We start from the raw sequence: 16,573 nt of genomic DNA, 5'->3' as shown, positions 1-16,573 counted from the left end.
CGCCGCCAGCGTTCGTCCTGAGCCAGGATCAAACTCTCCAAGAAAGTTGATTAGCTCATTTTGTTACGTTGGCTTAGCTTCACTTTCTGACGAAAGATTCACTAATAAAAAATTTGTTGACGTTTCTGCTTTGTTTAGTTTTCAAAGAACTATTTTGTGACAGAATAACATTGTAACATCTCGTTTCAATAAAGTCAAGGATTATTTCGAAATAACTTTATTTGAATCAGCGAGGTTTTTATCATATCAATCAATGTCATTTTTGTCAACTGGTGAAGGATTATTTTTTAAGAAGATCCTATCCTCTTTCGCAATACCCTCATCAGATTTACTATATTACTATCGTATCCTTCCAAAGTCAACTACTATTCTACTAAAAATCTAATTAATTATTTAGATCATGAAAATACCACCTCCATGTTACTTATTCGATTAGCATTTGGCTAATCAGGTGTCAGGTACCTTTCGTTATTATATTGATTCCATCAATACACTTGTTGTCGTCCACTGATACTACAAAACATCCTGGTTATATTATACAATTATGCAAAGATTAACTGAAAAACGCGGGATTGCAATGGTGTCAGGCACCGCTCAAGGAAGGTACATGTATGACAAACATTAAAGATGTGGCGAAGATGGCAGGCGTATCTGTAGCAACTGTTTCTCGAGTGTTAAATAATCATCCTTATGTAAGTGAAGAAAAAAGGGGTGCAGTTTTAGAAGCGATTAAACAGAGTAACTACCAACAAAATATTAATGCCGTCCATTTAAGTATGGGGAAAACCTTTCTTGTTGGTGTGGTTGTTCCTTTTATCGATCACCCTTACTTTGCACTATTAATTAAAGGGATAGCGAATGAAGCGTTACAAAACAACTACAAGTTGGTTTTATTTCAGACCAATTACGTGGAGACCAGGGAATCGGAAGCCCTTCAAATGCTAAAACAAAAGCAGATTGATGCGTTAATTATTTGTTCGAGAATATGTACTTGGTCGACAATCGAAGCGCATTTGCCTTTTGGGCCCATTGTTTTATGCGAAGATACTAGAGGGAAAAACGTATCCTCCATATTTGTGGATCACTATAAAAGTTTCCATTTCGCCTTAGATTACTTGCATCAAAAAGGTCATCATAAAATCGGTTATTGCATCGGACGGAAATCAGGAACAAATAGTAGAAACAGGGAATTAGCGTATATGCATTTTATCAAGAACTATCATTTGCCTTTTGACCCTTCCTATATTTTCGAGGATTGTCTTCACTTTGAGGATGGAGAAAAGGTAATAACTCGGATTAAACAAATGTCTAATCCTCCGACAGCATTGCTAGTGACGAGCGATGAGGTCGCGGCAGGGATTGTAACCTGTGCGCAAAATTTAGATGTTAGGATACCAGACGACCTCGCACTAATTGGTTTCAATAATCAGCCCATTGCTAAAATGATGAATATCACGACAATTGAAATCCCCCTTGAGGATATCGGCCGGAAATTATTTTTACAAGGAGTCATCAAAATTGAAGAGATTGCACAAAATGAAATTCCTGTGAAATTAATTGAGCGAAAAACGGTGTAATCTCAAGTATCAATTGTCCTCTCCCTTTGAATTCTTACATTAAAGGAACTGCGAAAACAGATTTTTTTAACAAACCACTTGACCTGAAACGCGTTTCATAAAATATTCTGTTTTTGCAGGAACTCACAACACGATGTCGGCGTGATCGGAATCCTCTGAGCGTAACGACCGTGTTGTGTTTTAACGGAGGGGGAGAAAATGACAAAGCCTATTGTTTTTTTTGATATTGATGGTACGCTGCTTGACGAGGATAAAGTGATTCCGGATTCTACAAAGAAGGCCGTTCGTTTACTTCAGGAAAAAGGAGTTCACACTGTTATCGCCACTGGTCGTGTACCGAAGATGTTTTATTGGATTCAAAAAGAATTAAATATCGATTCTTTTATTTCCATGAATGGACAATATGTCGTGTTTGAAGGGCAAGAAATATACGCGAATCCAATCAATGATGAGCTGCTTCAATCCATTACCACTATGACAGCAAGTAAAGGGCATGCCCTTGCTTACTGCGGCCACGATGATTATAGGGTCAGCGAAGGAAACCATCCACTTATTGAATCTAGTTTTGATTCATTGATGATGTCCTATCCTAAAGTTGATGAAGGATTTTATAAAAATAGGCCTATATATCAAGGACATCTTTACTGTAATAGCGGGGACGAGGATCTATATATCGACCGTTTCCCTGATTTCCACTTCGTCAAATGGCATGATTATGCTTATGATTTCCTTCCAAAAGGCGCCTCAAAAGCGGTCGGTATTCGCAAACTGCAAGAGTATTTAGATATCAATAATGAGAATTGTTTTGCGTTTGGAGATGGTTTGAATGACCTGGAGATGTTAACGATGATTGGAACGGGAATTGCTATGGGTAATGGAGTTCCCGAAGCAAAGGCTGCAGCCGATTTAATCACAACGACATCTTCTAATCACGGGATTCTAAATGGTCTTATACAGGTGGGTCTTTTAGAAAAAGAGGCAGCTGTAGAGTATGAAAACAAAAGATAGCACCTGTCCGAATTGGTAGTTTTTTAGAAAGTTATAAGTCATTCAAATATCTTATGGCGGACAGTGTCAGGCACCGTTCGCCATATATTTATGCATTAAAAACAAGTGGGATATGAATCATAAATGTACTTCCTTTGCCAAGTTCACTCGAAACTTTAATGGTTCCTTTATGTGTGTCAACGATCCACTTGGCGATGGAAAGCCCCAAACCATGCCCTTCCATTTGCCGGGAACGAGATTTATCGGACCTGTAAAAACGTTCGAAAATACGCTGATAATCCTCTGGCCTAATTCCGATTCCTGTGTCCTGAACAGAGATACAAAGCTGTTGTCCTACTATTGATAATGAGAGCTTAACTTCACCGCCCTGCGGGGTGTATTTTATCGCATTGTCTAAAAGTATATATAATAGCTGTGATAGTCTTTGCGGATCGCCGACTGTAATCAGCGAACCAAGTGTATTCAAGTGGAGCTTGATTTGCTTGGAAACTGCCAGCGGACGAACGGACTCAATTGCAGTTTCTGCCTGAGGACGGAAGTCAAAGGTCTCTAGACTAAGTTGGATTGTATTTGAGTCGGAACGGGCTAAGGTTAATAGATCGCTCACCAAATGTGTCATCCGCCTCACTTCTTGCCTCATATTCGAAAGTATTTTCTCTACCATGTCTCTCTGTTGAGGTTCGATTGTCATTTCCACCGCATCGATCGATGAGAGCAAGACACTTAATGGTGTTCGTAATTCATGTGAGGCATCTGCCACGAATTCGCGCTGCCTTGTAAATGCGCCGCTAATCGGAATCATCGCTCTTTTTGACATTACCACACTCATATAGATGGCAATACCCAAAAACAAGATGCCTATTGCTATCAGAATCAGCAATAGAGAGCGGAATAGCTGATAAGTAAATGTAATGTCTTTTCCCACATACAACTGCCCAATAAATTGACCTTTGTCGTAAATGGCTCGACTTGTAATTATTAGCCGAATATCTTTAGGTGCCTCACGCGGATGAAAGCCCCCCTTCATTCCCCTTCCGTTTGAATTTCCTTCATCATGTAGTGTTTCCTTTCGAATTTCTCTTTCGCTTTGAAATCTTCCATTTATTAGCTGCAGTAAATCAGAGCGCAAGCGGGGATCCGATTCATTCCCCATGATGATTTCTCCCTTAGAATTAACCACATAATAAAAGAACTGATTGACTCCAGCAAACACCAACTCTTGGTCATCCATTCCTTGGAGATCATTCTGTTCATCTTTTAATAAATAACTCTCAATGAAGTTTGCTTCCTGATTCACTAATGATTGAAGTTCTCGTTCCTGATTGTTTAGGATAACAACGTGTAGGACGATATAAACGATCGCAATAAAAAAGACAAGAAAGAGCATGAGCAGTCCACTATACATGCGTGTTAATCGGCCTTGTGTGCTCTTAAAAATATCTTTTTCACCTAGGTTCGTGAATGTCTGTATGAATGAGCTGAATTTAGTTACCAAACTTATACCCTACCCCTCTGATGCTTTGAAGCAAATTTTGTTTTCCGAAAGATTGGAGTTTCTTTCGGATTAATTTGACTGTCGCATCTATGGTTTTAGGGGCTACCTCTGAATCAAAGCCCCAGATTCGCTCAAGAATTACTTCACGCGGCAGGACCTGTCCCTTATTTTTCACCATTAAATCTAATAACTGAAATTCACGAGGGCTCAGTTGAATTTCCTCTCGATCCAAACGTACAATATGGCTTTTCCTATTCAGAACCAATCCATGAATTTGGATCTCGTCCTCCAAAATTGGTGCATAATTCCGTCGGGAAAGTGCACGCAGCCGAGCTAAAAGTTCGTCAATTTCGAAAGGTTTGACAAGGTAATCATCGGCACCAGAATCTAATCCCTCGATTCGGTCACCAACGGTATCTTTGGCGGTTAACATCAGAATCGCACCCGAATAACCCTGTTTCCGCAATCGGCTGCAAATTTCTACACCCGTCCCATTTGGCATCATCCAGTCCATGATTACTACATCGTAGTGAGCAGAGGTGGCGTAATAGTAGGCATCTTCCCCGTCTACTACCCACTCAACCTGGTATCCGCCCTTTTTTTTGAGCATATAAACGATCAGCTCTCCGAGACGTATATCATCTTCTGCTAATAATATATTCATGGTATGAACCCCTTTTGAGATAGATTTTTAGATGAATCTATTCATCTAGTAACACAAATCTAGCATCGCAATCTTAAAGTTTGCTTAAGAAAAGATAATGATATAAAAAAAGAAGCACCATAAATAAATGGGTGCTCCTTTCTCGTCCTATTTTACGATTTCTTCTAATTGCATTACTTTTTCATTTTTTAGCTTTTCAAGTTCCTTTTCCAATTCTTCCTCGTTTACAAAGTTGCTGTACGCCGCATCATACTGGCCTAACGGTGCGGAAAACTGCTGACCAGCTTGTACCTCTGCTTCCATCATTAAAATCCGTTCTTCCGCACGGGCCACACCTCTTGTAATGTTGTCAGTTTGGAAGGACACTGTTACATTTTGAATCTGCTTCATCGACTGCGCCACATTCGCACGGGATGCTAAAAGGATTTTCTTATGCTGCATTTGGTTATAGGTCTCTTTCAGGTCATTTAATTTTTCGATAAGAATTTGAGTTTGGGCTTTAACCGCTTCATATTGTTGCTTGTAAAGGTCTAGCTGCTTTTCATGGACTAGTTTCTCTTGCACCGCTAACTTCGCGATTCCATCCTCACCCTGTTCAATCGCTAGTTTCGCTTGACGCGTACGCTTTGCTACTAATCCTCCGGTTTCCAAAATGAGAGCAGCTTGTTTATTCTCCACAAAAATTTGACGAGACAAGGCTTTCTGGCCTTTTAGAATTTCTTGCTCCATTTCTCGTGAATATTCATTTAACATCGCAATTGGATCCTCGATTCCATCTAGTAACCCATTGATTTCTGCCATCGTTATCGTCTTCACTCTTTTAAAAATACCCATTTTACACATTCTCCTTTTTATTGGTTATATTTTTTTCCCATGTATCTAAAATACTTGCATTTTGATTTATTACCGGTATATGTGAACCCACTGGTGTGTTAATAAATTGTTTCATCGATGAGGCCTTTGCCTTCTTTCTAAACCTTCTCACTAAGAAAACCACAACAGCTAGTCCAATGAGAAGGCCGAGCCAAGGAAATCCTCCGCCGTGGTGCGGTCCGTTCATAACCTGGTGAGAACCAAAACCACCTTGTTGCCCCATAGCGCTTCCTGGGCCATGTCCATGCTGTCCGGCTGCATAACTACTATGACTATGACCTCCAAATAAATAGTGGAGTACATTGACCACCAAGATCATGGCGGCGATTGTCACGCCCCAGAAAATACTTTTTTTCACTTTCGTATTCATCTCTCTTTCCTCCTTTCTACTTGATACCTGAAGTCTAGTAGAGAATAGTGAAAACTTGGTGAAAGCCTGTCCTGTTATTTAAAATTTCTCAAAATAATAGAAAAGGTGTCAGGCACCATGTGAAAAATTCACATGGTGCCTGACACCTTTCATTCTACTTTTTTCTCAGGGCATATATTTTTTTAGCATTTCCTTTGTTTGGGAATCGGCAAAGCTTGCTTCGACACTATTAAGGTAAATTTGCTTATAGTCATTTTCATTAATATTGAATTCTTTAAATACGATGTTACATTCATTCGCCATTGTAGTATCTGAAACGGTTCGGTTGTCCGTATTAACTGTTACCTTGATTCCATCCTTATGAAACTGGTAGATTGGATGTTCACTAAACTGGTCCACTGCTTTTGTTTGTACATTACTGGTTGGGCACATTTCAAGGACGACATGTTTTTCCTTCACAATGTTGTATGCTTCAGCACAATCCTTTATGAATACGCCGTGTCCAATTCTCTCTGCACCTAAAAGCTCAACTGCCTCTAATACGTTTTTCCCTATGCCTGTTTCACCAGCATGGATCGTTACTCTATAACCATATTCTCTAGCTAAGGCGATCGGTTCTACGAATCTTCCACAAAATCCTTCCTCTTCCGATGCGCATAAATCGATGGCCACTACACCTTCTCCAAGGAATTTCTTCCCCTTCTCAACGACCTCAAAAGCACGGTCAGCAGGCATCGTTCTCATACAAGAAAGAATCAAATTTCCCTTTATCTCATATTGCTTTTCGGCATCCTTCATTCCAGATAAGACGCTTTGAATGATTTCTTCAACGTCTAATCCCCCTGCTGTATGAAGGAGTGGCGCAAATCTTACTTCCATGTATTTTACATTTTCCCGTGCTGCATCCTCAAAAAGTTCAAAGGTAATCCTTCTTAGATTTTCCTCTGACTGCATAACTAAATTAGGAATAGAAAATTTCTCTAAATATTCATCCAGGGATTTGCAATCTAATGGAGCAATCAGCTCCCTTTTAATCTCGTCTATTCTCATAGAGGGTAAACTGATACTCTCTCTCTTTGCGATATCAATAATTGTTTCAGGTCTTAGACTCCCATCTAAATGGCAGTGAAGTTCAATTTTGGGTAAGGTTGCGAAATTCATGTTGGATCTTTCCCTCCTAATTTTTGTTTGGTAAAAAAGTGAAAAAAAAAAATTCCTGATTACGAAGAAAATACACATCCATGTATCTTCTTCGTAATCAGGAATTATTGGTTCCTGGTAGAGACCTCCAAACCATATCATTGGAGTTATACGAAATTTTTATTAAGTTACTATTGCTCAAGAATAATAAATCCTATTTTTATTGTCAAGAGTTTAAGTTTCGATTAAACCGGCAATATTTCCCTTTTTATTTGGAAGTACCTTATTTATTTTTATAAAAACGATCTCTTACTCTTTTCAACCGGGCGTGATAATTTAGAATGTCCAGTCTAGCTTTTTCTGCTTCTGGTGCAATCGGTCTTAATTTTTCCAATTCCCAATAATCAACAATCACATCTAGAACTTGATCAAAATATTCCAATGGGCCGTAGTTTGCCTCTTTTGCAATAATGGCCATGCGATCTTCAAAATCTGGCATTACTGTACCAGGCATTTGAAAATTCTTAATGACATGTCCTAAATGATAACAGTAATTGGGTTCCAATTGGAGATGAAATTTAATCACATCTCGATAAAAGGCATAATGCAACGTTTCATCCTTTGCCAGACGGCGAAGCAGACTAGCTAAATCCTTATCATGCAAACCAGCTACTTTGGCAACATTATTATAAAAAACCATGGTTGCGAGTTCTTGTAACGAGGTATAAACCATGGTTTCAAAAGGAGTATGGTAATCAGGATTCCAGCCATTCTCAACCGTTTGTTTGTGTAATTGGTGGAGTCGCATCGGATCTACATTGCGCGTAATTAATAAATACGTTTCAATCAGGTTTGAATGCTGATCTTCTTCCGCAGTCCAAGTATGGACAAAATCTTTAATAACCGTTAAAGAACCTTTAAACGTTTGATCGAGATGAGAGGTAAACCATGGCAGGTTTACTTCGGTTAAAAGAGCCGTTTCAACCGCAGTAATAATGGATGGAGGCAGTGTGACCTGGCTTTCATCCCAGGGAACACGTCGAAAATCCATTGCCTTATCCCATGGTAAGAAATCATGGTAACCCCAATCTATTTTTTCAGACCGTTTTTTATGTTCTTCGTATAAATCAATAAGTTTAGGCTCTAACCTAAAGTCCAAATCATTTGTTAACATCATAATCCCCCGTTGTTGTAAAAGTTTGTTTAGGTTTCCTGACAAGCGCTCATTCCAAATTCGAAAAATAGGACCACTTATAAATCACTTATAAAATCTGGAAATATAGTTATTTTAATATCTGATATTAGTACCTACTACCAAGCAAATTATAGCACACTATTCTGAATTTATCTAATGAAGGGATTTTTAATATTCTCAGGTGTCAGGCACTCTATTCATGATGAAGATGCTGAATCTTACAATTTCTTTACATTCTTTTAACACCAGCTTAAGAAAAAATTCTCTATTCCCTTATACAATAAAGTAAATAATATCAATTGGAGGGATTGGATGAAGATTACCGTTGCTGGAGCAGGATATGCAGGGCTGGTCACAAGTGCTTGCTTAGCAGAATTAGGGCATATGGTGACATGTATAGACATTAAGAAAGAGAAAATTGACATGCTCCAAAATGGTCGTTCTCCAATTTTTGAGCCTGGTCTTGAGTCTCTATTAGAAAAAAATCTCCATAACGGTCAACTGAAGTTTACAGTGAGCCATCATCAAGCCTATTCAGAGGCTGAAGTCATTTTTATCGCGGTCGGAGCACCAAAAAAACATGATGGGTCACGGGATCTAAAATACATCCATGTAGTTTCACACACGATTGCTCACTATATCGAAAATGATGTAACCATTTGTACAATAAGCAAAGTCCCAGTCGGCACAAACGATCTTATCCAACAAATTATTAATAGAAGCAAGCCCCCTAACGTACTCGCAAACGTTGTCACCAATTCCGGGTTTCTTCGGGAAGGTTCTGCAATCCAAGATTTTTTCCACGGTGACCTAATCGTAATTGGAACCAATCATCCTGAAGCAGCAACAATAATCGAAAAAATTTATCAACCATTGAAAATCCCAATAATAATAACGGACATCCGAAGTGCTGAAATAATTATATAAGCATCGAATGCAAAGGGGAATAGACAATGATAAAAATGCTACATGTATTTTATGGTTTTGAATGCAGGGTCCTGCAAAAGGTAAACAGCCATTTTGATAAAAAGCTATTAAATCTTTTTTTCCGCACGGTTACACACCTTGGTGGAGCTAGAATAACTATTGCGGCCACACTTTTTCTCTTAATCCTCTCGCCAAGGGAAATCAGATTGATTGCCATTGCTAGCGCACTTGCTTTATCAGCCAGTCATATACCTGTGCATTTTGTAAAGTTGCTATTTCCTCGTAAAAGACCCTATTTAATGATTGAAAAAACAAAGTTTCCTGCTAACCCATTACAAGATCATTCTTTTCCTTCAGGGCATACGACGGCAATATTTTCTCTTGTGACGCCATATGTCTTATTCATACCTCTACTTTCTTATGTCCTAATCCCTTTAGGGCTATGTGTAGGCATATCTAGAATTTACTTAGGTCTTCACTATCCTTCCGATGTGATTGCGGGAGGAATTCTAGGGACCCTATCCGGGAGCCTATGCTTTTATTTATTGTGGGTTTGAGAGTTCAATTAGGAGGGATTATATGAAAATTGCTATTTTCACAGATACCTTTTATCCAGACATCAACGGGGTTGCTGGGACGCTTAAACGATTGACTACCTATTTTGAAGATCAGAATATTGATTTTAAAATTTTTGCACCCGATTCAAATTCCAACGACTATAGTTCTACGAATATTCATCTTTTTAAAAGCCGTTCCTTTTTCTTATACCCTGAATGCCGCTTAGCTTTTCCAAACCTTCTTCAAATCAAGTCAGAGTTACAACATTTCTCTCCTGATTTAATTCATGTTGCAACCCCCTTTAATATCGGCCTTTGTGGTATTTATTTTTCTAAGAAATTAAACATTCCCCTTGTTGGTTCCTATCACACCAATTTTGATCATTATTTACACTATTATGACCTTCACTTTCTTTCAAAAATCCACTGGAAATACATGCTCTGGTTCCATCGAACATGCAGAAAACTCTTTGTCCCCTCAACTGAAACATTCCTACAGCTTAAGCACCACGGATTTTCAAACTTAGAACTATGGCCTAGAGGTGTGGATTGCCAGCTTTATCACCCCTATTATGATAAAAACGCGGTTCAGTGTCATTACAGTACACAAGGAAAATACCTGCTTACCTATGTTGGCAGATTGGCACCAGAGAAAGATATCAAAACACTATTTGCAGTCGCAAAATCAATCCCAGCTGAAATAAATGAAAAATTACATTGGTTAATCGTTGGTGATGGCCCATTACGTGAGGAACTGCAAGCCCAAGCAGTAGCTAATATGACCTTTACAGGATACTTATATGGAAAAAGCTTAGCCGAAGTCTATTCAGCATCTGATCTATTGGTTTTTCCCTCACCAACTGAGACCTTTGGAAATGTTGTTCTAGAGTCCCTTGCGAGTGGAACACCTGTCATAGGAGCAAAGTCTGGAGGTGTTAAGAATATAATTAAAGCAGGGATTACAGGTGATTTATGTAAACCAGGTAATGTTCAGGAATTTAGAGATGCCATTATTCAGATTTTAACGGATGATGGATTGCGAGAACAGATGGGAATCGCCGGAAGAGATTACGCCTTAACACAGAGATGGGATCGGATTTTTGAAAATCTGACTTGGCATTATACGAATGTAATCGAAGAACAAAACGGGCAAAAGTATGCATGATTAAGAAAAATAAAAAAAGTGAAATGGAAGGCCTGTCCTTCCATTTCACTTTTCGCAATTTTATGGATTAACTTTAGTGTTAAACACTTGCTTACCGTCTTTATATTCTAAAACAGTTGCTGATTTAATTGGATTGTGGTCTTTATCGATAGTGATCTTACCTGTAATCCTAGACAAATCTTTTGTTTTCTCTAATGCTTCTTTAATTTTTGTAGTATCCGTACCGCCAGCACGCTCAATCGCATCAGCTAATAGATAAACAGTGTCATAGCCAAGTGCATTAAATGCATTAGGTGATTCACCATTGAACTTTTCTTTGTAAGTCGTTACGAATTTTTGAATATTTTTATCTGGATCTTCAGATGTGTAATGGTTCGTGATAAATGTATTGTTTAATGCGTCCGCTCCAGCCAATTCCACTAACTTCGGTGAATCCCAGCCGTCTGCACCCATTAATGGAACAGTGATACCCATTTCACGAGCTTGTTTCACGATTAAACCAACTTCTTCATAGTATCCAGGAATAAAAATGAATTCTGGATTTTTGGCTTTAATTCGAGTTAAGGTTGCACGGAAATCAGTATCTTTCGCAACATATGCCTCTTCGGCAACCACTTTACCGCCAGCCTTTTCATATGTCTCTTTGAATGAAGCTGCTAAACCTTTCGCATAATCACTAGCACTATCTGCAAAAATAGCTGCATTTTTTAAATTTAATTCCTTCGTAGCGAAATTCGCTGCAACGATCCCTTGGAATGGATCAATAAAGGAAGTACGGAAGACGAATTCGTTCAATTTTCCATTATCACCCACGGTTACGTTTGGACTTGTTCCCGATGGAGTTAAAAGAATTGTTTTTGTATCATTTGCGATTTGAGCCTGTGCCACCGTATCACCACTTGTAGCTGCACCAATAATGGCTGTTACTTTGTCTTGACTTGTTAATTTAATGGCACCGTTTGTAGCTTCTGCTGCTTCGGATTTGTTATCCACTTTAATAATCTCTAGCTTTTTACCCTTTACTCCACCAGCTTTATTAATCTCATCAACTGCAATATCGATACCGTTCTCAAGTGACTCCCCGTAAGAAGCAACCCCTCCGGATAACTCTAAGTTAACTCCAACTTTAATCGTTTTACTGTCACTGCCTGAACTTTTTGGTGCTCCTGAACAACCTGCAAGTATTCCAGCTAATAAAGTGGAAGCCATAAACATTTTTGCCCATTTTTTCTTCATTATAATGACCTCTTTCTTTTTTCTGATTTTTCTGACATAACAAAGCGTAGATTGATAGCCTTTTATGATTCAAAATACTTTTGTTTACTGTCTTAACTAATTGATAAATATTATTTTAAAACAATTTTTTCGATTCGTCTAGTATATTATTCGATTTATTTAAATATTTCTGATTTTTTTGATTAATATTGTTTTTGGTAGCGCTTTCTTTTGAGTATCACCAATAAATACTATTCAAATCATGTTTTGTGGTTCACAAAACATTATACTTAAATTTTATCGACGTATGAATAATCCGAATATGGTTCTTATTATTCATTCGAAAAAATAATATGGTATATGAGGTCTCATTCTAAAGGTTATGGGGGTGTTTGCTCTGAAAATATTACGGCTTGGCCATGCCATGTACGTTCTAAAAAGTAAGGTTGGGAAAAAGTATCTTATTGATCCATTCTTTGATTTAAATCCTGGCTTTCCTCCGCAATTAAATACTGCTGATTTCTACCAATCTATTGATTGTGTATTTTTAACCCATGGCCATTTCGATCATACAAGCGGTCTTACGAAGTTGGTTGAACATAAACCTGATATTATGATTGTGGCACAATACGAGCTGGCACTCATCCTTTTGCAGCAAGGAATTAAAAATGTCCTTCCCATTAATTTAGGAGGTTCTGTTTCCTTTGAGGATGTAAATGTAACCATGGTCCAGGCAAAACATACATCTTCTTACGGTGAAACCCAAGGCCAACCAGTATATGCCGGTGAGTCAGCAGGTTATATTTTTGACTTTAAAGATGATTATACCCTTTACCACTCTGGTGATACGGCATTAATGTCAGATATAAAGTTGATTCAAGATGTATATGAGCCGGAAATTGCAATCCTTTCTTCAAGCGGCCATTTTACAATGGGACCAAAAGAAGCCGCCTATGCTGTAAAAAATTTATTAAAAGTTAAATATGTGATTCCCAGTCATACCTTTCCGACACATGAAACAGCTACCTCTCCTGAATCATTAACCCAATTATTAAAGGCCTTCCCTGTTGTTGATTTTATGATTGATAAAGACAACGAGTTAAAGGAATTATTAAAGGACTATCCAAAGACAGCCGTGATTACACTCTCTTATGGAGAAGAAACAGAGTTCGATAAAAACCTTTGGTCAGAAGCTTTAGTTAATAAGGAATTCTCATAATGAGACGGGGCACCCTTTGAGAGGGTGCCTCCTTTTTAAATAAAAGAGTGTCAGGCACCGTTCGTGGACAAATGTCCACGGGTGGTGCCTGACACCTTTAGCTCTGTTCTCTTCCAAGCACTACAGCTGTGGTATTTTTAGTATTGAAGGAAGAAATCCGAAATGAAAGGGTAAAGTCTTCGAATTTACAACGATATTTTTCTAGTTGGTCCTGGCCGCAGGAGTTGCTGCCGAGGCCATTTTGTTTGTAGTCTATATTCAAGACTACATAGTCACGCGGCTTTAAATCGACTGTATGCTTTGCAAGTTCTAGGTCACTAACTTCATAGTGTGAAGCACTGAAGTCAAATTTGTCATCAGCGATGAAAATGAGGCCATTAGACTGACGATCTGTTATGCTAACCCAGTCACAATCAGAACGGTTGCCGTTTTCTTGCGGTTTCACGTAGTTTGTGAACAACTCATCAACTGTTTGACGGTAAACGCCTAAGTGATTTGCTTGCTTCGAATCCACATAACTTTCACCAGGTCCTCGGCCGCGCCACTGAGTATTGGTAAACTCTTTAGTCAAGCGCATATTCACACCGAGACGCGGAATCATGACCGGTGCATTTTCTTTCATACCGGATGCAATTCCATTTATACTGCAAAGAATATCACCATCCGGATAGATTCTATATTGATAGTTTATTTGATAGTACCAAGAACTGTTTGTTGTACCGTACAGTGAATCTGTATCCCATTCGAATACTCCGTCTTTCAACTCATAGCGGATATCCTCAACAATTTCATGTCCGAGATGCATGAAGTATTTTGTTCGATAATCAGTAAGCAAGTACATATCATTGTCAATTGGTGCACGCCAGAAGTTGAACTGCGGACCCTTTTCAATCTGGATTTTCCCATTTCGGGTAACTTGTTTTAGTGTTCCTTTGACGCAATCGAACGTGATGGTAAAATCAGTGCCACTAACATTTAGAAGCGCTCCCTCTTTTTTAATGAGGAGCTCGCCATCACCGTGAGCTTTTGGTGATTTTGACTTTCCTGGGAGCACAAAGGAAGCGTTCGCTAATTCATGTCCTTTCGGTGCCCAAGGTGTATCCTGATTTAATTTATACGAAAATACAAAATAGTAATGGGCTCCACTAACTTTTTCTATGTCCTGTCCAACTGGCAAATGAATCTCTGCTATTTCACGCCCAGCTAGTTTTGGAAGCTCTACATCAAAGGAATCAACCAATCGATCATCCTCAAATAACGAACATGTTAAATCCAAATGAGCTAATGATAAGAAATCATATCGATTCATCAGACGGAAAAGGCCCTTCTCGATATCAATACATTCTGTTTGAACTGGTTCAATCACTTTTTTATACTCATATAGACTTGGGGAAAGTGAACCATCCGGCATGATTAACCCATCGATACAGAAGTTTCCATTCGTCGGGTCATCTCCAAAATCACCGCCATACTGATAGTAAACTGTACCATCCTCTGCTACAGCTTCAATTCCGTGGTCAAACCATTCCCAAACGAATCCGCCTTGGAGTTTATCATACTTATAAAATAAGTCTTGATATTCTTTGAGATTTCCAGGCCCATTCCCCATAGCATGGGCATATTCACAAAGAATATGTGGTTTTTTAGACTTTTCAATAACCTGATCCATTGTCCTTCTTTCCTTATGTTCAAGCCATGTATACATCGTGCTGTATACATCGGTCACCTCTGCTTCAAAATCTCCCTCATAATGAACAAGGCGCGTTGGATCCATTTCCTTTGCTCGCTTGGCCATAGCTCGGAAATTATCACCAAATCCAGACTCATTCCCTAGTGACCACATGATAATACAAGGATGGTTTTTATCACGCTTAATCATCCGCTCAATCCTCGAAACATATGCCGTTTCCCAGTCTGAATCATTACTAATCCAATCATACCTTCCTGTCAATTCAAACCCGTGACATTCTAAATCCGTTTCATCAATCACATACAGCCCGTATTGATCACAAAGATCATAAAGGTATGGGGCATTCGGATAATGAGCCGTACGTATGGCGTTGATATTGTTTTGCTTCATTATCTTGATGTCGCGCTCAATTTCCTCTCTCGTCACCACTCGGCCTGTCCTCGGGTTGTAGTCATGACGATTCACGCCCTTGAACTTAATGGCCACATCATTTACGAGGAATGTATCCTCTGCCATGACTATCGAGCGGAATCCTACATGCTGATGTACCACCTCAATCATTTTTCCATCTTCCATTACTGTCATATAGAGGTTGTATAAATAGGGCTGCTCTGCACTCCATTTTAAAGGTGACACTATATACCTGCTTAAAGGCTCGTTTGCCTTTTTTTCCTCGATAAAAACTGGCTTACCTTCTGGATCAATTAATTCATAAGTAATGATTTGGTTGCGCTGTTCCGTCAGTTCAGCCAAAACAGTTAAGGTCGCATTCTTCCATTCTCTATCAAACTCTGTCGTTACGGTAAAGTCATATACTCCAGAAACCGGCCGGGTATATAGTTCAACATCACGGAAGATCCCGCTCAGCCACCACATATCCTGGTCTTCAAGATAGGTCCCATCTGACCACTGGAAGACGCGGACAGTGATGGTGTTTGCACCTTGTCTGCATAGTTTCGTAATATCAAATTCTGATTGAATCCGAGCCCCCTTACTATAACCAGCAAATTCTCCATTTACATACAATTCGAAGGCAGAATCGACACCATTAAAACGAAGGATTAATTGTTCTTCATCCAAATTGCGATCGAACTCAAACTCTCGACGATAAATGCCCGTTGGGTTTTCGGTTGGGACACGGGGCGGAATAATCGGAAAATTGTACCACAAATCAGAATAATGCATCTTCCCGTAGCCTTGCATTTGCCAGTTGCCAGGAACAGCAATTTCGTCCCAAACTTTCGTATCCAAATCGTCATCATAAAAGCCATCCGGCCAATATTCGGGAGCTTCGAGGAATACAAATTTCCATATTCCGTTAAGGTTTTGATAGTAGTGACTATTGGCCACATCATGTGTTTCAGCCGCACTAAGTGAAGGATAGCTGATAAAATGAGCACGGGCACTTAAACGGTTTATGCCATCTGTATGGATGTTTTCCCATCTTTTTAGTTTTTTCATCATATAACCTCTCAATC

Annotated in this window: 14 protein-coding genes and 1 riboswitch; of the genes, 6 read left to right on the top strand and 8 right to left on the bottom strand. The window is 39.0% G+C overall.

The window, feature by feature from the left end; translation table 11 throughout:
• The first annotated feature begins 611 nt into the window (after nt 1-611).
• Nucleotides 612-1,577, top strand: coding sequence for a LacI family DNA-binding transcriptional regulator (locus AB7942_RS25630; RefSeq protein WP_369449046.1), 966 nt, complete (start codon nt 612-614; stop codon nt 1,575-1,577).
• A gap of 198 nt (nt 1,578-1,775) precedes the next feature.
• Nucleotides 1,776-2,585 carry a Cof-type HAD-IIB family hydrolase gene (locus AB7942_RS25625; RefSeq protein ID WP_335438306.1) on the top strand — a complete coding sequence of 270 codons (810 nt, stop codon included), beginning with the start codon at nt 1,776-1,778 and terminating at the stop codon, nt 2,583-2,585.
• A gap of 88 nt (nt 2,586-2,673) precedes the next feature.
• Here AB7942_RS25625 and AB7942_RS25620 read toward each other — a convergent pair whose 3' ends face one another.
• From AB7942_RS25620 to AB7942_RS25595, 6 genes are all read right to left on the bottom strand, one after another.
• Nucleotides 2,674-4,080, bottom strand: a complete 1,407-nt coding sequence (locus AB7942_RS25620; protein ID WP_369449045.1) for a sensor histidine kinase — start codon at nt 4,078-4,080, stop codon at nt 2,674-2,676.
• A complete protein-coding gene (locus AB7942_RS25615) occupies nt 4,070-4,744 on the bottom strand; it encodes a response regulator transcription factor (protein WP_335400979.1) in 675 nt (224 codons plus the stop codon). The genes AB7942_RS25620 and AB7942_RS25615 overlap by 11 nt, the downstream gene beginning before the upstream one ends.
• A gap of 147 nt (nt 4,745-4,891) precedes the next feature.
• Entirely contained in the window at nt 4,892-5,578 is a 687-nt protein-coding gene (locus AB7942_RS25610; protein ID WP_369449044.1) for a PspA/IM30 family protein, read from the bottom strand.
• A gap of 1 nt (nt 5,579) precedes the next feature.
• Nucleotides 5,580-5,987: a hypothetical protein gene (locus AB7942_RS25605; RefSeq protein WP_369449043.1), complete on the bottom strand. Its 408-nt coding sequence runs from the start codon at nt 5,985-5,987 to the stop codon at nt 5,580-5,582.
• Nucleotides 5,988-6,152: 165 nt separating this feature from the next.
• Complete coding sequence (add, locus tag AB7942_RS25600) at nt 6,153-7,148, bottom strand: adenosine deaminase (protein ID WP_369449042.1); 996 nt, start codon at nt 7,146-7,148, stop codon at nt 6,153-6,155.
• A 74-nt stretch (nt 7,149-7,222) separates the two neighbouring features.
• A riboswitch (purine riboswitch) is annotated at nt 7,223-7,322 on the bottom strand.
• 88 nt (nt 7,323-7,410) lie between these two features.
• Nucleotides 7,411-8,301, bottom strand: a complete 891-nt coding sequence (locus AB7942_RS25595; RefSeq protein WP_369449049.1) for an acyl-ACP desaturase — start codon at nt 8,299-8,301, stop codon at nt 7,411-7,413.
• Nucleotides 8,302-8,634: 333 nt separating this feature from the next.
• On the opposite strand from AB7942_RS25595, the gene AB7942_RS25590 reads away from it, so the two are divergent.
• Genes AB7942_RS25590 through AB7942_RS25580 form a run of 3 tightly spaced genes read left to right on the top strand, consistent with a single transcriptional unit; the run spans nt 8,635 to nt 10,971 of the window.
• Nucleotides 8,635-9,249, top strand: coding sequence for a hypothetical protein (locus AB7942_RS25590; RefSeq protein ID WP_369449041.1), 615 nt, complete (start codon nt 8,635-8,637; stop codon nt 9,247-9,249).
• A gap of 35 nt (nt 9,250-9,284) precedes the next feature.
• A complete protein-coding gene (locus tag AB7942_RS25585; protein ID WP_369449048.1) occupies nt 9,285-9,806 on the top strand; it encodes a phosphatase PAP2 family protein in 522 nt (173 codons plus the stop codon).
• 22 nt (nt 9,807-9,828) lie between these two features.
• Complete coding sequence (locus tag AB7942_RS25580; protein WP_369449040.1) at nt 9,829-10,971, top strand: glycosyltransferase family 4 protein; 1,143 nt, start codon at nt 9,829-9,831, stop codon at nt 10,969-10,971.
• Between the two features lie 60 nt (nt 10,972-11,031).
• Here AB7942_RS25580 and AB7942_RS25575 read toward each other — a convergent pair whose 3' ends face one another.
• Nucleotides 11,032-12,207 (bottom strand): ABC transporter substrate-binding protein, encoded by a 1,176-nt coding sequence (locus tag AB7942_RS25575; protein ID WP_179195696.1) that lies wholly within the window; start codon nt 12,205-12,207, stop codon nt 11,032-11,034.
• A gap of 367 nt (nt 12,208-12,574) precedes the next feature.
• On the opposite strand from AB7942_RS25575, the gene AB7942_RS25570 reads away from it, so the two are divergent.
• Nucleotides 12,575-13,405 (top strand): metal-dependent hydrolase, encoded by an 831-nt coding sequence (locus tag AB7942_RS25570; protein WP_369449039.1) that lies wholly within the window; start codon nt 12,575-12,577, stop codon nt 13,403-13,405.
• 97 nt (nt 13,406-13,502) lie between these two features.
• On the opposite strand, the gene ebgA is transcribed toward AB7942_RS25570, so the two are convergent.
• Nucleotides 13,503-16,559 carry a beta-galactosidase subunit alpha gene (ebgA, locus tag AB7942_RS25565; RefSeq protein WP_369449038.1) on the bottom strand — a complete coding sequence of 1,019 codons (3,057 nt, stop codon included), beginning with the start codon at nt 16,557-16,559 and terminating at the stop codon, nt 13,503-13,505.
• Between the last annotated feature and the right edge of the window lie 14 nt (nt 16,560-16,573).

It is taken from the genome of Neobacillus sp. BF23-41 (assembly GCF_041106275.1).
This window is presented reverse-complemented; position numbering and strand designations above follow the sequence as displayed.